The organism is Melaminivora jejuensis, assembly GCF_017811175.1.
GTDB lineage: Bacteria > Pseudomonadota > Gammaproteobacteria > Burkholderiales > Burkholderiaceae_C > Melaminivora > Melaminivora jejuensis.
Map to the genome: position 1 here is coordinate 415,591 of NZ_JACWIJ010000002.1, position 19,080 is coordinate 434,670.

Annotated in this window: 21 protein-coding genes; 1 reads left to right on the forward strand and 20 read right to left on the reverse strand. The window is 68.3% G+C overall.

From position 1 onward, the window contains the following. Positions 1-27: 27 nt before the first annotated feature. The 8 genes from livG to IDM45_RS02235 all read right to left on the reverse strand — a co-directional run bounded on the left by livG (position 28) and on the right by IDM45_RS02235 (position 8,625). Complete coding sequence (livG, locus tag IDM45_RS02200) at positions 28-837, reverse strand: high-affinity branched-chain amino acid ABC transporter ATP-binding protein LivG (protein WP_209421445.1); 810 nt, start codon at positions 835-837, stop codon at positions 28-30. Beyond that, the gene (locus tag IDM45_RS02205) at positions 834-2,066 is read right to left on the reverse strand and encodes a high-affinity branched-chain amino acid ABC transporter permease LivM (protein ID WP_209423968.1); all 1,233 of its coding nucleotides are present in this window, start codon (positions 2,064-2,066) and stop codon (positions 834-836) included. Before IDM45_RS02205 ends, livG begins: the two co-directional genes overlap by 4 nt. Before the next feature lie 20 nt (positions 2,067-2,086). Then, positions 2,087-3,016: a high-affinity branched-chain amino acid ABC transporter permease LivH gene (livH, locus tag IDM45_RS02210; RefSeq protein WP_209421446.1), complete on the reverse strand. Its 930-nt coding sequence runs from the start codon at positions 3,014-3,016 to the stop codon at positions 2,087-2,089. A gap of 130 nt (positions 3,017-3,146) precedes the next feature. Beyond that, positions 3,147-4,268, reverse strand: a complete 1,122-nt coding sequence (locus IDM45_RS02215; protein ID WP_209421447.1) for a high-affinity branched-chain amino acid ABC transporter substrate-binding protein — start codon at positions 4,266-4,268, stop codon at positions 3,147-3,149. Between the two features lie 28 nt (positions 4,269-4,296). Next, complete coding sequence (locus IDM45_RS02220) at positions 4,297-5,055, reverse strand: mechanosensitive ion channel family protein (RefSeq protein ID WP_209421448.1); 759 nt, start codon at positions 5,053-5,055, stop codon at positions 4,297-4,299. A gap of 49 nt (positions 5,056-5,104) precedes the next feature. Next, positions 5,105-6,124: a GGDEF domain-containing response regulator gene (locus tag IDM45_RS02225; protein ID WP_408631649.1), complete on the reverse strand. Its 1,020-nt coding sequence runs from the start codon at positions 6,122-6,124 to the stop codon at positions 5,105-5,107. Between the two features lie 28 nt (positions 6,125-6,152). Next, positions 6,153-7,703 carry a lysine--tRNA ligase gene (gene lysS / locus IDM45_RS02230; protein ID WP_209421449.1) on the reverse strand — a complete coding sequence of 517 codons (1,551 nt, stop codon included), beginning with the start codon at positions 7,701-7,703 and terminating at the stop codon, positions 6,153-6,155. 268 nt (positions 7,704-7,971) lie between these two features. Further along, positions 7,972-8,625, reverse strand: coding sequence for an LON peptidase substrate-binding domain-containing protein (locus IDM45_RS02235; protein ID WP_209421450.1), 654 nt, complete (start codon positions 8,623-8,625; stop codon positions 7,972-7,974). 46 nt (positions 8,626-8,671) lie between these two features. Between IDM45_RS02235 and IDM45_RS02240 the strand changes: the two genes are divergently transcribed. After that, complete coding sequence (locus IDM45_RS02240) at positions 8,672-9,223, forward strand: YggT family protein (RefSeq protein ID WP_209421451.1); 552 nt, start codon at positions 8,672-8,674, stop codon at positions 9,221-9,223. Between the two features lie 77 nt (positions 9,224-9,300). Here IDM45_RS02240 and IDM45_RS02245 read toward each other — a convergent pair whose 3' ends face one another. The 12 genes from IDM45_RS02245 to IDM45_RS02295 all read right to left on the reverse strand — a co-directional run bounded on the left by IDM45_RS02245 (position 9,301) and on the right by IDM45_RS02295 (position 18,905). Continuing rightward, complete coding sequence (locus tag IDM45_RS02245; protein ID WP_209421452.1) at positions 9,301-9,714, reverse strand: hypothetical protein; 414 nt, start codon at positions 9,712-9,714, stop codon at positions 9,301-9,303. 62 nt (positions 9,715-9,776) lie between these two features. Then, on the reverse strand, positions 9,777-10,349 hold the full coding sequence (locus tag IDM45_RS02250; protein WP_209421453.1) for a hypothetical protein: 573 nt from the start codon (positions 10,347-10,349) through the stop codon (positions 9,777-9,779). Between the two features lie 37 nt (positions 10,350-10,386). Further along, positions 10,387-10,728, reverse strand: coding sequence for a hypothetical protein (locus tag IDM45_RS02255; protein ID WP_209421454.1), 342 nt, complete (start codon positions 10,726-10,728; stop codon positions 10,387-10,389). A 12-nt stretch (positions 10,729-10,740) separates the two neighbouring features. Further along, positions 10,741-11,334, reverse strand: a complete 594-nt coding sequence (locus tag IDM45_RS02260; RefSeq protein ID WP_209421455.1) for an NINE protein — start codon at positions 11,332-11,334, stop codon at positions 10,741-10,743. A 223-nt stretch (positions 11,335-11,557) separates the two neighbouring features. After that, positions 11,558-12,430: an acetyl-CoA carboxylase, carboxyltransferase subunit beta gene (gene accD, locus IDM45_RS02265; RefSeq protein WP_209421456.1), complete on the reverse strand. Its 873-nt coding sequence runs from the start codon at positions 12,428-12,430 to the stop codon at positions 11,558-11,560. Positions 12,431-12,436: 6 nt separating this feature from the next. Further along, on the reverse strand, positions 12,437-13,270 hold the full coding sequence (gene trpA / locus IDM45_RS02270) for a tryptophan synthase subunit alpha (protein ID WP_209421457.1): 834 nt from the start codon (positions 13,268-13,270) through the stop codon (positions 12,437-12,439). Beyond that, complete coding sequence (gene trpB, locus IDM45_RS02275) at positions 13,267-14,538, reverse strand: tryptophan synthase subunit beta (RefSeq protein ID WP_209421458.1); 1,272 nt, start codon at positions 14,536-14,538, stop codon at positions 13,267-13,269. Before trpB ends, trpA begins: the two co-directional genes overlap by 4 nt. After that, positions 14,539-15,372, reverse strand: coding sequence for a phosphoribosylanthranilate isomerase (locus IDM45_RS02280; protein ID WP_209421459.1), 834 nt, complete (start codon positions 15,370-15,372; stop codon positions 14,539-14,541). Further along, positions 15,263-16,090: a tRNA pseudouridine(38-40) synthase TruA gene (gene truA, locus IDM45_RS02285; RefSeq protein ID WP_209421460.1), complete on the reverse strand. Its 828-nt coding sequence runs from the start codon at positions 16,088-16,090 to the stop codon at positions 15,263-15,265. The genes IDM45_RS02280 and truA overlap by 110 nt, the downstream gene beginning before the upstream one ends. Positions 16,091-16,181: 91 nt before the next feature. Further along, positions 16,182-16,340 carry a FimV/HubP family polar landmark protein gene (locus IDM45_RS17420; protein WP_233457460.1) on the reverse strand — a complete coding sequence of 53 codons (159 nt, stop codon included), beginning with the start codon at positions 16,338-16,340 and terminating at the stop codon, positions 16,182-16,184. A gap of 193 nt (positions 16,341-16,533) precedes the next feature. Continuing rightward, on the reverse strand, positions 16,534-17,421 hold the full coding sequence (locus IDM45_RS17425) for a type IV pilus assembly protein FimV (RefSeq protein WP_233457461.1): 888 nt from the start codon (positions 17,419-17,421) through the stop codon (positions 16,534-16,536). 71 nt (positions 17,422-17,492) lie between these two features. Then, on the reverse strand, positions 17,493-18,905 hold the full coding sequence (locus IDM45_RS02295; RefSeq protein ID WP_209421461.1) for a type IV pilus assembly protein FimV: 1,413 nt from the start codon (positions 18,903-18,905) through the stop codon (positions 17,493-17,495). Positions 18,906-19,080 lie beyond the last annotated feature (175 nt).

Genomic DNA, 19,080 nt, shown 5'->3' on the forward strand with positions numbered 1-19,080 from the left:
CTGCGGTTTTCATGGTTGCGCTCGTCATCAGGCTTCTCCCAGGTAGGCCTTGATGACCCGTTCGTCGTTGCGGATCGCCTCGGGCACGCCCAGGGCGATGGGCTTGCCATATTCCATGACCAGGATGCGCTCGGACACGCCCATGACTAGGCCCATGTCGTGCTCGATCAAAAGCACCGTGACGCCCCAGTCGCGGCGCAGCTGGTCGATCAGCTGCTGCAGGTCTTTCTTTTCTTGCGGGTTCAGCCCGGCGGCGGGCTCGTCCAGCATCAGCAGGCGTGGGCCGGTGATCATGCAGCGCGCGATCTCCAGCCGCCGCTGGTGGCCATAGGCCAGATTGCCGGCCTCGCGGTTGGCGAATTCGCGCAGGCCCATCACGTCCAGCCATTGCAGGGCGCGCTCGATCTTCTCGGCTTCGCTCCTGCGGTAGCTGGCGGTGTTGAAGATGCCGGCCAGCAGCGGCGCGCGCGACTGGCGGTGCTGGGCGACCAGCAGGTTCTCCAGTGCCGTCATGGCCTTGAACAGGCGCACGTTCTGGAAGGTGCGCACCACGCCCTGGTTGGCGACCTGGTGGCTGCTGTGCCCGGCGATGCTCTGGCCGGCCAGCTGGATCTGGCCTTCGCTGGCCTGGTAGAAGCCGCTGATGCAGTTGAACACCGTGGTCTTGCCGGCGCCGTTGGGGCCGATGATGGCGAAGACCTCTTGCGGCGCCACGTCGAAGGCGACGTGATCGACCGCCAGCAGGCCGCCAAAGCGCATGCACAGGCCGCTGACTTGCAGGATGGGCGCGGCGCTGGTCGCTGCCGCTGGCCGGGTGGCTGTCATGGGGGCGCTCATGCCGGCACCTCCACATGGTGGCGCTTCATGGGCAGCAACCCTTGAGGCCGCCAGATCATCATCACGATCATGACCAGGCCGAAGATCAACATGCGGTACTCGGAAAACTCGCGTGCCACCTCGGGCAGCACGGTGAGCAGGATGGCCGCCAGGATCACGCCCAGTTGCGAGCCCATGCCGCCCAGCACCACGATGGCCAGGATCAGCGCCGACTCGATGAAGGTGAAGGATTCGGGGTTGACGATGCCCTGGCGCGCAGCAAAGAAGGCGCCGCCGAAGCCGGCGAACATGGCGCCCAGCGTGAAGGCCGAGAGCTTGATGGACATGGGGTTCAGGCCTAGCGAGCGGCAGGCGATCTCGTCCTCGCGCAGCGCCTCCCAGGCGCGGCCTATGGGCATACGGATCAGCCGGTTGCTGATGAACAGCGTGACCAGCGCCAGCAAGAGCGCCATCAGGTACAGGAAGATCACCATGTGCATGGAGTTGAACTCCAGCCCGAAGAACTGGTGGAAGGTGGTGCCGCCCTCGGTGCTGGCACTGCGCCCCATCTCCAGGCCGAACACGCTGGGCTTGGGGATGCCCGAGATGCCGTCCGGCCCGCCCGTCCAGTCCGTCAGGTTGACCAGCAGCAGGCGGATGATTTCGCCAAAGCCCAGGGTCACGATGGCCAGGTAGTCGCCGCGCAGGCGCAGCACCGGAAAGCCCAGCAGGAAGCCGAACAGCGCCGACAGGGCGCCGGCCAGCGGCAGTGCCTGCCAGAAGCTCCAGCCCGCCCAGTGGTAGAGCAGGGCGAAGGTGTAGGCGCCCACGGCGTAGAAGCCCACGAAACCCAAGTCCAGCAGGCCGGCAAAGCCCACGACCACGTTCAGGCCCAGGCCCAACATCACGTAGATCATGGCCAGCGTGGCGATGTCCACGGCGTTGCGCCCGGCAAAGAAGGGCCAGATGACGGCGATCATCAGCGCGGCCAGCAGCAGCACCTTGTGATGGCTGGGGGCGACCTGCGGGATGCGTGGCAGGGCCAGGCGCGGCAGGCGCGGCAGCAGCAGCGGGCGCAGCAGCTGGACGGCGAACACCGCCAGGCAGCCCCAGAGCAGCGTGCGCCACTCGGGCACGATGATGGTGCGCACCCCGGCGCGCTCCAGGTGCAGGGTGAAGATGGGCAACACCACGATGGCCGCCAGGAAGGCGGACACAAAGGCGTGGCGCAGGTGCATGGAAAACGGCATGGATTGGACTTGCGGCTGCATCACACCTTCTCCACTTCAGGTTTGCCCAGCAGACCCGTGGGGCGAAACAGCAGGATCAGCACCAGCAGGCTGAAGGCCACGATGTCCTTGTACTCCGACGAGATGTAGGCGGCGGCAAAGGTCTCGGCCACGCCCAGGATGACGCCGCCCAGCATGGCGCCGGGAATGGAGCCGATGCCGCCCAGCACCGCTGCGGTGAAGGCCTTGATGCCGGCGATGAAGCCGATGAAGGGGTTGAGCTTGCCCACGGCCAGGGCGATCAGCACGCCGCCGACGGCGGCCAGCATGGCGCCCAGGATGAAGGTGAAGGAGATGACCCGGTTGGTGTCTATGCCCAGCAGGTTGGTCATGTGCATGTCCTGCGAGCAGGCGCGCGAGGCCCGGCCCATGCGCGAGTGCTTGATGTACACCGTGAGCAGCGCCATCAGCGCCACGGCCACGACGATGATCAGGATGCGCGAGTAGGGCACGAAGATCTCGAAGCCACCGTCCTCGCCGCCAAAGCGCAAGGCGCCCGGGATCAGCGAGGGCACGGCCATGTCGCGTGCGCCCTGGCCCAGGGCCACCCAGTTCTGCAGAAAAATCGACATGCCGATGGCCGAGATCAGCGCCACCAGGCGCGGGCTGCCGCGCAGCGGCTTGTAGGCCACTTGCTCGACCACCAGGCCATAGATGCCGGTGATGACCACCGACACCAGCAGCATGATGGAGATGATGGCCCACACCGGCAGGCCGCTTTGCATGCCGATGGCCGAGAGTGTGACCAGCCCGATGTAGGCGCCGATCATGTAGATCTCGCCGTGGGCAAAGTTGATCATCCCGATGATGCCGTAGACCATGGTGTAGCCGATGGCGATCAGGGCATAGATGGCGCCCAGGGACAGACCGTTGAACAGCTGCTGTAGCAGCTGGGGCAAGAGATCGGACATGGTATGCCGCCCTCCACAATCGAAAAAAGGGCCGCGAGCGGCCCGGATGTGACAGCACGCCGGGATGCGTTCAGCGGCACCCCGGTGTGCAAGAGGAAAGGAAAGCGCTGGAGCTCGGTGCAGCGCCTGCTTACTTGGCGGCGGGCGACTTGCTGCCGTCCTTGTGCCACTCGAAGACCTGGAAGTCGAACGAGTTCAGGTCGCCCTGCTTGTTCCAGCTGATGGGGCCGAGCACGGTCTCGACGGTGGCCTTGTGCAGGTGGTCGGCCACCTTGGCCGGATCGTCGCCCACGGCCTTGATACCTTCCAGGATGGCCTGGGTGGCGGCGAACGAGGTCAGCTGGAAAGCGCCCGAGGCGTTGCGCTTCTTGTCCTGGAAGGCCTTGACCACGGCGGCGTTCTTCGGGTTGGCCGAGAAATCTGCCGGCAGCGTGACCAACATGCCCTCGACGGCGTTGCCGGCGATGGCGTTCACCTCGGGGTTGCCCACGCCCTCGGGGCCCATCATGCGCACCTTCAGGCCCTGCTCGCCGGCCTGGCGCAGCAGCAGACCCATTTCGGGGTGGTAGCCACCGTAATAGACGAAGTCCACGCCGGCGCTCTTGAGCTTGGTGATGACGGCGGAGTAGTCGCTGTCGCCGGCGTTAATGCCCTCGAACAGCGCCACCGGCACGTTGGCCTTCTTCAGGTCGGCCTGCACCGAGGAGGCGATGCCCTGGCCGTAGGATTGCTTGTCGTGCAGGATGGCGACCTTCTTGGGCTTGACTTTCTCGGCGATGAACTTGGCGGCAGCCGGGCCTTGCTGGTCATCGCGGCCGATGGTGCGGAAGATGAAGTGGAAATTCTTGCCGTCGGTCAGCGCCGGCGAGGTGGCCGAGGGCGTCACCACCACCACGCCCTCGTTGTTGTAGATGGGGGCGGCGGCAATCGAGGCGCCCGAGCACACCGGGCCGACCACGTAGCCGATCTTGCCGTTGACCACGCGGTTGGCGGCCACCGGGCCTTGCTTGGGCTCGCAGGCGTCGTCCACGGCGACCAGCTCGATCTTCTTGCCGCCAATGCCGCCGGTGGCGTTGGCCAGCTCGACGGCGGTGGTGGCGCCTTCCTTGACCATGTCGCCGTACTGCGTCAGCGGGCCGGTGGTCGGGATGACCATGGCGATCTTGATCTGGGCGTGCGCGGGCAGCAGCAGGGCGGCACCGGCCAGGCTCAGGGCGGCGACAACGGAGTGCAGGCGAAACGGTGTGTTCATGAAAATCTTTCCGATCTTGGTGAGGAAATCAGGTGGCAAAAAGACAGGCCCGGACAAGCGGGCCTGCAGCGCAGGCCGCCAGCTTAATGCCCTCAAGGGCACTGGCAACAGGGTTAGTGCTGATGGATTTTGCTTTCGCGCAACGTTTGTGCGCCAGCCTCGGCACCGGCTGGCGCAGGCGGTGCGCGCAGCGCCTCGGGGGCTGCAGCCGCTCGGGCGGCACCGGCATTCCGGCGCGCCAGCGGCGCAGCACACGCTGGAAGATCAGCGCGTTGGGGATCTGCAGCAGCGTGCCGGGCTCGGGGGCGGTGGCATCCTCCAGCGTGGTGTAGAGCAAATTGATGTCCACCACCCGGCCCAGGGCGCCGGGCTTGTCGGCGCTCTCCAGCAGTTCGATGTGGTCGCCCAGGCGAAACGGCCCGGCGCTGACGATCAGGAACGCGCAGAACAGGTTGGACAGCACGCTCCAGGCAGCAAAGAAGGCCACCGCGCCCACGGTGGCAAAGCCGGTGAAGGCGCTCCACAGCACGCTGGCCGACACGCCCAGGCGCTCCAGCGCCAGCAGGCCGGCGCCGCCGATCAGCAGCCAGCGCACGATGACGCTGACCGGTCGCAGCAACTCGTGCGGAAATTGATAGCGCTCGCTGGCGCGGCGGAAGATGCGCTGCAGCAGGCGGTACAGCGCCAGCGTGACCAGCACGATCAGCGCGATCTGCAGCAGCGGCACGATCACGTCCAGCCAGTCCTGCATCCAGGGCGGCAGATAGAGTTTCAGGCGCGATTGCATGTCGGCGTAGTGGCGTGGGGCGGCAGCGGGCAGCGGCAGGCGGGTGGCTTCAGCGCTGGCGCTGCTCGATGGTGTCCATCTGCATCTCGAAGCTGAAGAAGCGGTTGCGGCCCTGCGCCTTGGCGGCGTACAGCGCCTCGTCGGCGCGCATCAACATGCCCTCGGCGCTGGTGCTGGCGTCGGGCACGCAGGTGGTGATGCCGCCCGAGAAGGTCAGCACCTGGCCCAGGGGCGAGTCCGGGTGTGCGATGCCGCGCGCCTTCAACAGCCCGCCCAGGGCGCGGGCGAAGGTCATGGCGCCCGAGCGCGGCGTGTGCGGCAGGATCAGCGCGAACTCCTCGCCGCCGTAGCGCGCCGCCACGTCGCGCGGGCGCACGCAGACCTCGCGCAGCACGCGGGCGACGATTTTCAGGCATTCGTCGCCCCGCACGTGGCCCAGCGTGTCGTTGTAGCGCTTGAAGTGATCCAGGTCGCACAGCATCAGCGTCAGCGGGGCGCCCTCGCGCCGGGCGGCCAGGATCTCGCTGTGCAGGATGCGGTCGAAGCCGCGCCGGTTGACCAGGCCCGTGAGCGCGTCCACCTCGACCATCTCGTTGAGGCGCTGATTGGCCTGGTGCAGTTCGTCGGTCAGCTCCACCAGGCGCCGGCGCATGTCGCGCAGTCGGCGCATGGCGCGCAGCTTGGCGGCCAGCACGATGGGCTTGACCGGCTTGACCAGGTAGTCGTCGCCGCCGGCCTCGATGCCGCGCCACACGTCCAGATCGCCCGTGAGACCGGACAGGAAGATGATCGGCGTCCAGTCGCCCGGCTCGGCCTCGCGCATCCGCTGGGCCACCCAGTAGCCGTCCTCGCTGCCGGGCAGGCAGATGTCCAGCAACACCAGGTCGGGCCGGTGCTGACGAAACAGCTGCAGCGCCGCCGGTGCATGGGCGGCCTGCAGCACTTCGGTGGCGCCAGCCTGCTGCAGCTCGGCGGCCAGGGTGGCGCGCAAGGCGCCGTCGTCCTCGACCACCAGCACGCAAAACGGCTGATGGGAAGCAGCGGGTTCGGGCATGGGCTGGGCACTCATGGCGTGTGCGGCGGCACGGGGGCGGGCCTCAGTGCTCGCGGCGCAGCGCTGGAAACAAGATCACGTCGCGGATGCTGGCGCTGTCGGTGAGCAGCATCATCAGTCGGTCGATGCCGATGCCGCAGCCGCCCGTGGGCGGCAGGCCGTATTCGAGCGCGCGCACGAAGTCATGGTCGAAATACATGGCCTCGTCGTCGCCGCTGTCCTTGGCATCGACTTGCGCCTGGAAGCGCGCCACCTGATCCTCGGCGTCGTTGAGCTCGGAAAAACCGTTGGCCATCTCGCGCCCGGTGATGTATAGCTCGAAGCGCTCGGTCACCTCGGGGCGCGCATCGTTGGCGCGCGCCAGCGGCGAGATCTCGGTGGGGTGCTCCATGATGAAGGTCGGCTGCCACAGCTTGTCCTCCACCGCCTCCTCGAAGTACAGCACCTGCAGGCCGGCCAGGGTGCGGCTGGACAGGCGATCCTTGTCCTCGCTCAGGCCGAGTTTTTTCAGGGCGCTGATCAGCCAGGCGGCGTCATCGACGTGCGCGCCGGCCTCGGTGTGGGCGTGGATGGCCTCGCGGATGGTCATGCGGGCAAAGGGCGCGGCCAGATCGACGGCGCGCCCGCCGTAGTCCAGCTGCAGGCCGCCCGTGGCCTGGCGCGCGGCGTTGCGGATCAGCTCCTCGGTGAAGTCCATCAGGTCGCGGTAGTTCCAGTAGGCCGCGTAGAACTCCATCATGGTGAACTCCGGGTTGTGGCGCACCGAGATGCCCTCGTTCCTGAAGTTGCGGTTGATCTCGAACACGCGCTCGAAGCCGCCCACCACCAGGCGCTTGAGGTACAGCTCGGGCGCGATGCGCAGGAACATTTCCTGATCCAGCGCGTTGTGGTGCGTGGCGAAGGGCCGGGCATTGGCGCCGCCCGGGATGGGATGCAGCATGGGCGTTTCCACCTCCAGAAAGCCATGCTCGACCATGAAGGCGCGGATGCCGGAAATCGCCTGGCTGCGCGCCACGAAGCGCCGGCGCGCGGCCTCATCCGTCATCAGATCGACGTAGCGCTGGCGGTACTTGACCTCCTGGTCGGCCACGCCATGGAACTTGTCGGGCATGGGGCGCAGGCTCTTGGTCAGCAGGCGCAGGCGCGTGACCTTGATGGACAGCTCGCCCGTCCTGGTCTTCATGAGCGTGCCCTCGGCGCCCACGATGTCGCCCAGATCCCAGCGCTTGAAGTCGGCGTACAGCTCCTCGCCCACGGCGTCGCGCGTGACGTAGAGCTGGATGCGCCCGCCGGTCTCGCCCAGCGAGCCGTCCTGGATGGTGGCAAAGCTGGCCTTGCCCATGACGCGCTTGAGCATCATGCGACCGGCGACGCTGACGCTGATGGGCTGCGCCTCCAGCGCCTCGGCTGGCAAGCCGCCGTGCGAGCCGTGCAGGTCGGCAGCGTTGTGCTGCGGCTTGAAATCGTTGGGGAAGGCCACGCCGGCCCCGCGCGCCTGGCGCTCGCGCAGCTCCCGCAGTTTGTCGCGGCGCTCGGCGATGAGCTGGTTTTCATCCACGGGCGGGGCGGCGGGGCTGGGCTGGTCGGAAGACATAGACAAAGGGAGAGGAGGCAAACGCCGAGGGGAATGGGAGGGCGGCAGGGCACTGGGCCGGCGCGGGCGCTGCGGCCACGGCGGTGCGTGCGGCACGCCTTGGGACAACTGCGGGATTTTAGGCATATCCCAAAGCGCCGATCGGTGCGGGTGGCTGCTGAGTGTCTGGCGCCCAATGCCCAATGCCCAATGCCCGGTCGCCTGGCGGCGCATGAAAGGCTTGCCTGCTCCAGCACCTCGAAAGGGATGGCCTCAAGAGGGGCTGCTTTCAGTCCAGGATGCCGGTGCGCTCCAGGATGTCGCCCACCAGCTCCAGCCGCACCAGCGGGTTGTCCAGCGCCATGAGCCGCTGGCGCAGCTCCAGCGGCAGGGGCAGCAGCTCGCACCAGCGGTTGGCGACCCAGGCGCAGTCATCGAGCTGGGCGGTGCTGGCCGCGCTCAGGGCGGCAGGCGCCTGGCCGCGTGCCTGCAGCGAGGCCAGCAGCCGCTGCAGCGCTGCCACCGTGCGGCGCAAGTCCTGCGGCACGGCCACGGCGGCATCTGCGGGCAGCAGTTGCACGTCGGCCACCCACAGGCCATGTGGCAGGCGCTGGCGCTGCGTGATGCGAAAGCGCTGACTGCCGCTGCAGCGCAGCAGCACCAGGCCGGGCTGGGGTGCGTGCAGCTGCTCTATGGCGGCCAGCGTGCCGATGTCGTGCAGTTGCTCGTCGCCGGCGCCGGCGCGGCGCACCTCGCTGCCCTGCGCCAGCGCCACCACGCCGAAGGGCGCGCCGGCAAGCTGGCACTTGCGCACCATGTCCAGATAACGCACCTCGAAGACGCGCAGGTCGAGCGTGCCCTGCGGAAACAGCACGCTGGACAGCGGAAACAGCGGCAGCGAGGTCAGGGTCAGCGGCGACGGCGAGGGCGGATTGGAATTCATGGGCGTGGCTATCATCCCACGGCTTTGCCACCCGCCCGGAGCCGCCATGCTGCTGCAAATCCTGTCCTTTCTCCTCGATGTCGCAACCGGCCTGCTGGCTGGCGCCTGCCTGCTGCGGCTGTATATGCAATTGCAGCGCGTGCCCTTTGCCAATCCGGTCGGGCGGCTGGTGTTTGCGGTGACGGACTGGATCGTGCTGCCGCTGCGCAAGCTGGTGCCCGCCGCAGGTCGCTGGGACTTGGCCAGCCTGGCTGCCGCGCTGCTGCTCAAGCTGGCGCAGTACCTGCTGCTGTTGCTGTTGTTCAGCGGCGCGATGGGCCTGGCCTGGGCGCCGTGGATGGCGCTGTTCGGCACGGCCCAGGTGGCAGTCTCGGGGCTGATGGGCCTGGTGTTCGTGCATGTCGTGCTGTCGTGGGTGCAGACGCGCTCGCCCATCGTCGATGTCATCGCCCGCCTGTGCGAGCCTCTGCTGGCGCCGCTGCGCCGCGTGCTGCCGCTGCTGGGCGGCTTCGACCTGTCGCCGCTGGTGCTGCTGGTGCTGCTGCAGGTGCTGGCCATGGTGCTGGGGCACCTGCAGGCGGGGGTGCTGCTGGGGTGAGTCAAGGGTGTTTTCCGGCTCAAACCCTTGACTGGCAAGCGCAGACAGCTATGGTTTTTGATAGCCCTGCTCGTGTATTACGCCCTGGCGCAGGGTGAAACGGTGCAGCTGGCGGTAGGCGCGCTGCTGCTCCTGCTCCGACTCGAAGGGCCACGGTAGCCCGCCATGCTGACCAACAGCTCCGGCACCGGGTCGAGCGTGACCGAGTTCATGGCCACGGTGGCGATATCCGAGCAGGTGCCGAACTCTGGTGTCACGGCGATGCCCTGGCTGGTCAGGGTGGCAAAGCGAAACAGCGCCGGGCAGGCGGTGCCGCCCGTGTCCTGCAGCAGCACGATGTCCTGGCCCTCCAGCTCGAAGTGCGCCACGATGTCCAGCCGGCTGTTGCCCTGCACCAGATCGGCAGTGCCCTGCGCCGCCGGGGCAGGGGTTGCGGCGGAGATCGGTGTGACGGGGGCTGCTGCCGTGGCATCGGCAGTGCCTGTGCCCACTGTGACTGGCGCGCGCCCGAACAGGGCCAGCAGCCGGCCCCACAGACCTTGCCACCAGGCGCTCAGGCGCTGCGTCCAGGAGACTGCCGGGGCGGGGACGGGGCAGCGGCTGGAGTGGCCGCTGACGACTGGGCGACCGCTGGCGCCTCCGGCGGCGCTGGCGGGCTGTCCAGCACGGCGCGGTCGTTGAACAGCAGGCGGTGGTCGTCGGTGATGCTGAGTCGTCCGTGGCGCGTCTGCAGTTCACGCTCCTGCAGGGGCAGGTTGGTCAGCATGTAGGCGTCGCGTGCGTGGGTGATGAGTGTCCAGCCGGAGGGTTGGGCGCTGAAGCCCATGCGCTCCAGCTCCTCCTGCGGGGCCTCGTCGGCGAAGCGGGCTGCCTCGACGGCGCAGCCTAGGTCGGGCAGGCAGCGTGCCAGGATGGTCTGGCCGGCCTGCGAATCGTTGGCAAAGGCCTGGCCGATCAGGTCGCCCGTTTCGGGGCTGGCGAACCAGAGCACGGAATGCGTGGCACCGCGCTCCAGCGCGCCCTCCAGGTTGTCTGCCTGGGCGCTGGCTGTGCCGGTGGACAGCGCCAGGGCGGCACCGAGCAGGGCGCTGGGCAGGGCTGGTTTCAGGGGCTTGGGTATCGACATGGAATCATTCATCGGTTGGTTGGTCTTGCCTGCTGCCTCAACTGCCCAGCAGCGCACCCAGCAGCAGGATCAGCACGGCGCCGATCAGCCCGGTGGCGGAAAACACCAGGCCCAGGATGCCGTAGAGCTTGTTGCGCCCGACCTGCACCACGGCGGCGATGCTCAGGCCCAGGGCCAGCAATTGGGCCAGCACGGCCAGCACCAGGATCAGGCCCAGGACGCCAGCGGCGATCGAGTCCTCGTCCAGGCCGCCGGGCTGCGATTCGAGCACGCCGGCGATGAGCAGGGCGATGAGCAGCATCAGCCCGGCACCCAGGCTGATGATGAAGGAAGCAATGCCCAGCCCCGAGTGGGGCTGCAGGGGGATGCTGTGCTGCATGGCCAGCCGCACTCACCAAAAGAAGGAGAACGGCCCGGGGCGCGCTGCCTGGTAGTGCTGCACCCTGGTGTCGAACTCGGCGTCGCTCATCCAGATGTAGCGCACCAGCTCGACCCAGATGAAGATCAGGGCGATCAGGTACAGCAGTCCTCCCAGGGGCGGCAGCGCCAGGGCCAGCACGCCGATGACCAGGGGCACGGCCAGCAGCTGCACCAGGCCCAGGCCCCAGGCACCCATGTAGAAACGGTGTGCGCCGAGGAAGCCGAGAAACAAGGTGAGCAGGGTCAGCACCGCCTTGCGCTTGGGGCGCAGCGCCAGCGACATGGGGGCAGGCGGCTGGGGCGCGCTGGCCGTGCCGGCGGGCTGCGCCTGCAGAGGTGGCGGTGGCAGGGGGTCGAACAGGGGATCGGGCAAGGCAGCGGGCGCGGCGATTTGCACCTGGTGCGCGCGCGTGCCCTCGCCAGGCGTGAAGTCCACGCTCATGCCGCGCTCGGGCGGCAATACGTCCTGCCAGTCGCTGATGTGGAAGATGTAGCGCTGTCCGTTGGAGGCGGCAATGGCGCCGGCCTGTTTTTCCTCGTTGAAGCCGAGTAGCTGTCCTCTCATGGTGTTCTCCGTGTTTATTGAAGTTTTTCGGCTCTAACCCTTGCTGGGTAAGCGTGGGCAGCTATGATTTTTGCTAGCTGCTCCACGGCTTGAGGCCGATGCACGGGACTGTAGGGAGGACGTGCGACAGGTTGTGTCGCCCTGCGGCGGCGCATGAAAAAAGACCGCCAACGCGGGCGGTCATGCAATGCAGGAGAGGCGGCAGAGGCTGCCGGGCGGCGCTTCAGGCCACGGCGTCTGCCGGCAGGCGCTGCAGCATGGCCAGGCTGCGCGCCACGGTGTCACGCAACTCGCGGCGATCGACGATCATGTCCACGGCGCCCTTGTGCTGCAGGAACTCGGCGCGCTGGAAGCCCTCGGGCAGGGTGACGCGCACGGTGGACTCGATGACGCGCGGGCCGGCAAAGCCGATCAGTGCCTTGGGCTCGGCCATCACGATGTCGCCCACGAAGGCAAAGCCGGCGGACACGCCGCCCATGGTCGGGTCGGTGAGCACGCTGATGTAGGGCAGGCCCTTTTTCGCCAGGCGCGTGAGTGCGGCGTTGGTCTTGGCCATCTGCATCAGGCTCAGCAGGCCTTCTTGCATCCGCGCGCCGCCGGTGGCGGTAAAGCAGATGAAGGGCACCTTCTGCTCGATGGCGGTCTCCACGCCGCGCACGAAGCGCTCGCCGACCACGCTGCCCATGGAGCCGCCCATGAAGTCGAACTCGAAGCAGGCGGCCACCAGGTTGATGCTTTTCACCGCGCCGCCCATGACGACCAGCGCGTCGGTCTCGCCGGTGTGCTCCAGGGCTTCCTTGAGGCGCTCGGGGTACTTGCGGCTGTCCTTGAATTTCAGCGCATCGACCGGCAGCACTTCCTGGCCGATCTCGTAGCGGCCTTCGCCGTCCAGGAAGGCGTTGAGCCGCGCGCGCGCGCCGATGCGGTGGTGGTGGCTGCACTTGGGGCAGACGTTCTGGTTGGCCTCCAGGTCGTTCTTGTAGAGCACCGTCTCGCAACTGGGGCACTTGATCCACAGGCCTTCGGGCATCTGCCGGCGCTCGGCCGGGTCGGTCTGCTGGATCTTGGAGGGCAGGAGTTTTTCAAGCCAGGACATGTTGGATTACCTCTTGGTGTCGTCGCTCGCCGGCGCGTCGAGCGCCTTGCGGATCTGGCGCAGGAAATCGACCGAGATGCCGACCACCCGCTCGTGCGGCTGGCCGTCGAGCAACTGGATCAGCCGGCTGCCGATGACCACGGCGTCGGCCACGCGGCCAATGGCCTGGGCGGTGGCCGCATCGCGGATGCCAAAGCCCACGCCGACGGGAATTTTCACGTGCTCGCGGATCTGCGGCAGCTTGGCTGCGACTTCCTCGGTGTCGAGCGCTGCCGAGCCGGTCACGCCCTTGAGCGAGACGTAGTAGACGTAGCCGCTGGCCACGCGCGCCACCTGCTGCATACGCTCGGGCGTCGAAGTGGGCGCCAGCAGGAAGATCAGGTCGATGCCGTGGGCGCGCAGCTCGGCGGCGAACTCCACGCATTCCTCGGGCGGGTAGTCCACGATCAGCAGGCCATCGACGCCGGCGGCCTGCGCGTCGCGCGCAAAGCTGCCCTTGCCGCGCTGCTGCTCGTAGCGCTCCAGCGGGTTGGCATAGCCCATCAGCACCACGGGCGTGCTCTGGTTGCGCTGGCGGAAGGTGGCCACCATCTCCAGCACCTGCGCCAGGCCCACGCCCAGCGACAGGGCTTTCTCGCCGGCCTTCTGGATGACCGGGCCGTCGGCCATGGGGTCGGAAAACGGCACGCCCAGCTCGATGACATCGACGCCGGCCTCGACCATGCCGTGCATCAGCGCCGGCGTGATGTCGGCAAACGGAAAGCCTGCCGTGACATAGGGAATCAGTGCCTTGCGCCCGGCCTGCTGCAGCGCGCTGAAGGTGGCTTCGATGCGGTTCATTCCTTGGCTCCTCCCTTGACGGCGTGGCCGCGCGTGCTGGGGCGGTCGTAGAAGTCCACGCCCGACAGGTCGGCCACGGTGCCGATGTCCTTGTCGCCGCGCCCGGACAGGTTGACCAGGATGGATTGCTCAGGCGTCATGGTGGGGGCCAGCTTCAGGGCGTGGGCGAAGGCGTGGCTCGACTCCAGCGCCGGGATGATGCCCTCGGTGCGGCACAGGTGGTGAAAGGCGGCCAGCGCCTCGGCGTCGGTGATGCCGACGTACTCGGCGCGGCGGATCTCCTGCAGCCAGGCGTGCTCGGGGCCGACGCCGGGGTAGTCCAGGCCGGCGCTGATGCTGTGCGTCTCGGTGATCTGGCCGTTGTCGTCCTGCAGGATGAAGGTGCGGTTGCCGTGCAGCACGCCGCTGCTGCCCCGCTGCAGGCTGGCCGAGTGGCGACCCGAGTCCAGGCCCTCGCCGGCGGCCTCGACGCCGATCAGCCGCGTGCCGGTGTGCGGGATGTAGGGGTGGAAGATGCCCATGGCGTTGCTGCCGCCGCCCACGCAGGCGATGACCACATCGGGCTGCTCGGCGGCGATGCCCTGCTGCGCCAGCATGGCCGGCATCTGCGTCAGGCACTCCTGGCCGATGACGCTCTGGAAGTCGCGCACCATCATGGGGTAAGGGTGCGGGCCGGCCACGGTGCCGATGATGTAGAAGGTGTGATCGACGTTGGCCACCCAGTCGCGCATGGCTTCGTTGAGCGCGTCCTTGAGCGTCCTGCTGCCCGATTCGACGGGCACCACGGTGGCGCCCAGCAGCTTCATGCGATAGACGTTGGGGCTTTGGCGCTTGACATCCTCGGCGCCCATATAGACCACGCACTCCAGGCCGTAGCGCGCGCAGATCGTCGCCGTGGCCACGCCGTGCTGGCCGGCGCCGGTCTCGGCAATGATGCGCGGCTTGCCCATGCGCTTGGCCAGCATGGCCTGGCCGATGACGTTGTTGATCTTGTGCGCGCCGGTGTGGTTGAGGTCTTCGCGTTTGAGGTAGATCTGCGCGCCGCCGAGCTCGCGGCTGGTGCGCGCGGCGTGATAGACCGGCGAAGGCCGGCCCACGTAGTGCGCCAGCTCGCTGCGGAATTCCGCCTGGAACTGCGGGTCGTTCTGATAGCGCGCATAGGCTGCGCGCAGCTCGTGGATGGCGTGCGTCAGTGTCTCGCTGACGAAGCTGCCGCCATAGGGGCCGAAGTGGCCGCCGGCGTCGGGTTGTTGGTAGGTGCTGGACATTTATGAATTTGTGTGGGCAGTTGCCGCATCGGCCGCACGCACGGCGGCGATGAAGCGGGAGATCTTGCCGGCGTCCTTGATGCCCCGCAGCAGCGAGCCATCGGGGGCTGTGGCCTCCACGCCGGAGCTGACGTCAACCGCGAGCGACTGGCAGCGCGGTCTGAGCTGGGCGATGCCATCGGTCACGTTTGCAGGCGTGAGTCCACCAGACAAAACGAGATGACAGCCGACGGCGGGTGGAAGAAGTGACCAATTGAATGCCTTGCCCCCGCCGCCATAGCCCTCGACCAGAGCGTCGAGCAAGATGGCGCGGGCCTGTGGATAGTGCCCGGCGTATTCTAGGAGGTCAAAGCGCGCGCCCGCGTCTCCCAGGGGAATGCGCGCCGCACGGATGAAGGGGATGCGCCCGCCATCTGTGGCGCGCAGGCAGTCCTCGGGCGTTTCATCACCATGAAATTGCACTGTAGCGCCCGCCACACAAGCGCTGGCAGCTATTACTTCGGTAGCAGAAGCATTGACGAACAGCAGCACCGGAGTGACGAAGGGCGGCAGCCGCCGCGCCAGCTCGGCGGCGCGCTGGGCGCTTACGGCGCGCGGACTCCTGGCGTACAGCACGAAGCCGATGGCGTCGGCTCCAAGGGCGACGGCGGCATCCACGTCCTGCTCGCGCGTCAGGCCGCAGATCTTCACCCGCGTGCGTGGCGGGGTGGTTGTTGGGGGCTGCTCATGGCAGCCAATGATAAGCAGCCGTGTGCGTGGGCAGGCCCCAGGCGGCGTCGTACTGTGGCCCCAGGAAGTACAGGCCGTCGGGTGCGAAGGTAGGCGCTGCCGCATCGCGCGAGCGCGCGGCCAGCACCTCGGCCATCCACTGCGGCGGGCGCAGGCCCTGGCCGATGGCGACGATGCAGCCCATGATGTTGCGGATCATGTGGTGCAGGAAAGCGTCGCCCTCGAAGTCGAAGCGCCAGTAGCAGGGCTGCACGCCGTGCAGCATTGCACCGTCGGCGCCATCCGGCAGGCCCCGGCGCGCGATGTCGATGCGCCGCAGCGTCTTGACGGGCGTCCTGGCCTGGCAGCCGGCGGCGCGAAACGAGCTGAAGTCGTGCTCGCCCAACAGGTACTGCACGCCGGCGCGCATGGCGGCTTCATCGAGCGGGCGAAACACCCAGCCGACGCGCCCGGCCTCGACGCTGGGGCGCACGCTGGACTGCAGCAACACATAGGCGTAGCGCCGCCCGGTGGCGCTGGCCCGGGCGTGGAAGGCAGCGGGCACGATCTGCGCCCACTGCACGGCGATGTCCGGCGGCAAGAAGGTGTTGCTGCCGCGCACCCAGGAGAACGCTGGCCGGTCGATGGCGGTGTCGAAGTGGACGACCTGCATCAGGCCGTGTACGCCGGCATCGGTGCGCCCGGCGCACAGGGTATGGATGGGCTGGGTGGCAAAGCGCGCCAGGGCGGCTTCCAGGTGATCCTGCACGGTTTGGCCATCCGGCTGGCTTTGCCAGCCGCGATAGGCCTGGCCGTTGTAGCTCACGCCCAGGGCCACCCTCATGGCAGCTCCTGCGGGCCGGCGCTGCGGCAGGGGCCGCAGGCACGCGGCAGGGCAAGGCGCATCAGGTTGGGGCGCAGGCGGCAGGGCGGGATCAGGACAGCGTGGCCAGCAGGCGCTGGGCACGGGCGCGCAGGTCGCCGCTGGACTCGGCGATCACTTCCTCGACCAGGGAGCGGGCACCCTCGCTGTCGCCGATGGCGTTGAATTCCTCGGCCAGCGCCAGCTTGGTGGCCAGCGGGTCGTCGGGCATGGGGATGTCGCCAGGGTGGTGTCGAGCAGATCCACATTCAGCGTGTCCTGCTCGGGCAGGCTGGCCGGGCGGCTGGGTGTGCCCAGGTCGAGCGTCAGGTCGCCCAGGTCGAACTCCAGCGCAGCGGGCTCGGACGACGGCGGCTCGTGCTCGGGGCTGGGCTCCAGCGGGGCCGGGGCCGAATCCGTGAACGTCAGGCCGATGTCGTCCAGATCCAGCGGCGAAGGCTCGCTGATCGGTGGCGGCGGGGCGCCGATCGGCTCGGCGGCGGGGCTTGGTGCCGGCTGCTCGGCTTCCCACTGCCCCCCTGGCAGATCAAGATCGCCCAGCTCCAGATCCAGGCCTGCAGCGTCCTGCGGCGGCTCAAGTGGCGCTGGCGCTGCGGCTGCTGGCGGCTGGAGGGGAGCGGGGTCTGGAGTTGCCTTGTCCTGCGCTGTCTGGGCGGCTGCGGCTGCGGCAAACGAACTGGGAGGAGGGCGGTGGCGGGCGCCTCGTGCAGATCCAGATCGAAGTCCAGGTCGAGATCCAGGTCGGGCAGCTCCGAGTCCGGGGCCGCAGGGGCCGCAGGGGCTGCTGCTGCTGCTGCTGCTGCGCCGGCGCTTGCGGTGGCAGTGCCTGCTGCAGCGCCGGGCTGGTACAGGGAGTTCGTCGGATCGAGCGAGCGCCCCAGTTCGGCCACGCGCGACCAGTCCGGCCCCTTGCCGCCCGTCAGGCGCAGCACGTCGCCGGCTGCCACCTCCAGCGCCCGGCGATCCTGGCGCTTGGCGTGAATTTCGGCCAGCTTGACGGGGATGGAGACCCGGTCGGGGTAATGGCGCAGTGCTTCCTTGAGGATTTCCTCGGCCTGCAGATCACGGCCATAGGCCAGATAGACATCGGCCTCGGCCACCGGATCGACATCGCCGGCATCGAGCTGGCTGGGCGAGTACGTCATGGAGGACGAGGCGCCGGTGCTCAGTTCGCTGTTGGCCGCCGTGTCCACGCGCTGGCCACCGCTGGTGTCGAAGAAGGTATCCGGGCCTTTGCGGCTGTCCATGATGGAGCTGTCCGGGAAGGCATTGGCGCGGCGCTGCTTCACCACGCGCCAGCCGCCATAGCCGATCAACGCCAGCAGCAGCGCCAGCGCACCGCCGGCCAGCAGCGGGTCTTCCGTCAGGAAGTCGAAGAAGCTGGGCTCTTGAGGGGCGGCGGTGGCGGCGGCTTGACTGCAGGGGTTGGAGCAGGAGCGGGCGGCTGCTCCGGGCTGGGCGCTGCGGCCTCGGCTGGGGCCTCGTCGGCGGCAGGGGGCTCGTCCGGGGCGGCGGCAGGCGCGGCGGAGCTGTCCGGCAGCTCATCAGAGGTTGGTGGGGCGACTGGTGCGGCCTCGCCGGTTGCGGGGATGGCCAGAGGGCCTGCAGCACTGGCTGGGGCGGCTGGCTCGGCGGGTGTTGCAGCGGTGCCGGCGGCGGCAGAGGGCGAGGAGGAAGGTGTGGAAGAGGCTGAGCCCTGGCTGAGCTGATTGAGTTCGGAGATGTTGCGCGACAGCTCGGCCATGCGCTGTGCGTCCTGGCTGGCCTGCTTGCTCTGGGCCAGCTTCTCGTCGTTGCTGGCGGCGCTCACGCTGCCTTTGGACAGGGTGAGCTTGTCCGGGCTGGCCTGGGCTGGGCGGCTGTCCTGCACTTGCGTCTGGACGCTGCCGCTGGCCGAGCGGTCGGCGGCAGCGGTGGCGCTGGAGGGCGCAGCCTGGGCCAGGCGACGGCGGAATTCGTTGAAATCGCGGCTTTGCGCTGCCACGATGCGCCGGGCTTCGGCGGCTGGCGTGGCCTGGGCCTGGGCTGCGTCGGGCAGCTGCAGTACGGTGCCGGCGCGCAGGCGGTTGACGTTGCCGTCGATGAAGGCGTCCGGATTGCTGCGCATCATGGCCACCAGCATCTGGTCAAGCGATGCGCCTGCCGGGCGATGTGCAGCGGCAATGCGTCCGGCGGTGTCGCCGCTGCGCACTGTCACCTCGCCGCTGGCAGCGGACTGCTCCGCAGCCGCTGGGGCAGGGGCCGGCAGGGCCGGTGCTGGCCGGCTGCGGACTGGAGGCTCGGTGCGCGCTGGCGCCTGTGCGGGCGTTGCCGGGCGCGGCGCCTGGGGCTGAAACTGCGGGGCAGCAGTGGCTGCCTGCGGACGGCGTAGCGCCGGCGGGTCGAGCAGCATGGTGTAGCTGCGCACGATGTGCCCGGAGCTCCAGTTGGCATCGATGACCAGATCCACAAAGGGCTCGTTGATCGGGCGGGCGCTGCTCAGGCGCAGATACATGCTGCCGTCGGGGCGGCGCTGCAATTGGATCTGGACACTGTGCGCGGCTGGCGAGTATTCGGCGCCCTGGGCGCGAAATACGTCGGGACTGGCTGGCGCCACGCGCAGGGAATCGGCCTCGGCAGGCGTGATCTGGGGCAGGTCGATTTCGGCCCGCAGGGGCTCGCCCAATGCGGACTGGACGTTCAGGCGTCCCAGGGCAAGGGCATTGGCATCGGTGGCATACAGGCCGGCAGACAACAGGGCTGCGGTGGCCAGGACGGAGAGATTCCAGCGATGCATGTGTGCGACTGATTGTGTAAGTGGTGCCGGGATTGGCGATTGTTCTAGTGCTATGCCGAAAAGCGGCGCCCGCGTCTACAAATATGTCCAAAGCACCATATCAGCAACGGTTTGCACTGACAAGCTGAGGCCTCGCGCCTGGCGCCGGCCCTTGCGGGGGGTGGCTGGAAAGCGG

Bases quoted from the DNA above. Each gene is read 5' to 3' on its own strand.
- livG (WP_209421445.1), bottom strand. From the start codon at position 837: ATGAGCGCCCCCATGACAGCCACCCGGCCAGCGGCAGCGACCAGCGCC.
- IDM45_RS02205 (WP_209423968.1), bottom strand. From the start codon at position 2,066: ATGCCGTTTTCCATGCACCTGCGCCACGCCTTTGTGTCCGCCTTCCTG.
- livH (WP_209421446.1), bottom strand. From the start codon at position 3,016: ATGTCCGATCTCTTGCCCCAGCTGCTACAGCAGCTGTTCAACGGTCTG.
- IDM45_RS02215 (WP_209421447.1), bottom strand. From the start codon at position 4,268: ATGAACACACCGTTTCGCCTGCACTCCGTTGTCGCCGCCCTGAGCCTG.
- IDM45_RS02220 (WP_209421448.1), bottom strand. From the start codon at position 5,055: ATGCAATCGCGCCTGAAACTCTATCTGCCGCCCTGGATGCAGGACTGG.
- IDM45_RS02225 (WP_408631649.1), bottom strand. From the start codon at position 6,124: ATGAGTGCCCAGCCCATGCCCGAACCCGCTGCTTCCCATCAGCCGTTT.
- lysS (WP_209421449.1), bottom strand. From the start codon at position 7,703: ATGTCTTCCGACCAGCCCAGCCCCGCCGCCCCGCCCGTGGATGAAAAC.
- IDM45_RS02235 (WP_209421450.1), bottom strand. From the start codon at position 8,625: ATGAATTCCAATCCGCCCTCGCCGTCGCCGCTGACCCTGACCTCGCTG.
- IDM45_RS02240 (WP_209421451.1), top strand. From the start codon at position 8,672: ATGCTGCTGCAAATCCTGTCCTTTCTCCTCGATGTCGCAACCGGCCTG.
- IDM45_RS02250 (WP_209421453.1), bottom strand. From the start codon at position 10,349: ATGTCGATACCCAAGCCCCTGAAACCAGCCCTGCCCAGCGCCCTGCTC.
- IDM45_RS02255 (WP_209421454.1), bottom strand. From the start codon at position 10,728: ATGCAGCACAGCATCCCCCTGCAGCCCCACTCGGGGCTGGGCATTGCT.
- IDM45_RS02260 (WP_209421455.1), bottom strand. From the start codon at position 11,334: ATGAGAGGACAGCTACTCGGCTTCAACGAGGAAAAACAGGCCGGCGCC.
- accD (WP_209421456.1), bottom strand. From the start codon at position 12,430: ATGTCCTGGCTTGAAAAACTCCTGCCCTCCAAGATCCAGCAGACCGAC.
- trpA (WP_209421457.1), bottom strand. From the start codon at position 13,270: ATGAACCGCATCGAAGCCACCTTCAGCGCGCTGCAGCAGGCCGGGCGC.
- trpB (WP_209421458.1), bottom strand. From the start codon at position 14,538: ATGTCCAGCACCTACCAACAACCCGACGCCGGCGGCCACTTCGGCCCC.
- IDM45_RS02280 (WP_209421459.1), bottom strand. From the start codon at position 15,372: ATGCGGCAGCGCCTACCTTCGCACCCGACGGCCTGTACTTCCTGGGGC.
- truA (WP_209421460.1), bottom strand. From the start codon at position 16,090: ATGAGGGTGGCCCTGGGCGTGAGCTACAACGGCCAGGCCTATCGCGGC.
- IDM45_RS17420 (WP_233457460.1), bottom strand. From the start codon at position 16,340: ATGCCCGACGACCCGCTGGCCACCAAGCTGGCGCTGGCCGAGGAATTC.
- IDM45_RS02295 (WP_209421461.1), bottom strand. From the start codon at position 18,905: ATGCATCGCTGGAATCTCTCCGTCCTGGCCACCGCAGCCCTGTTGTCT.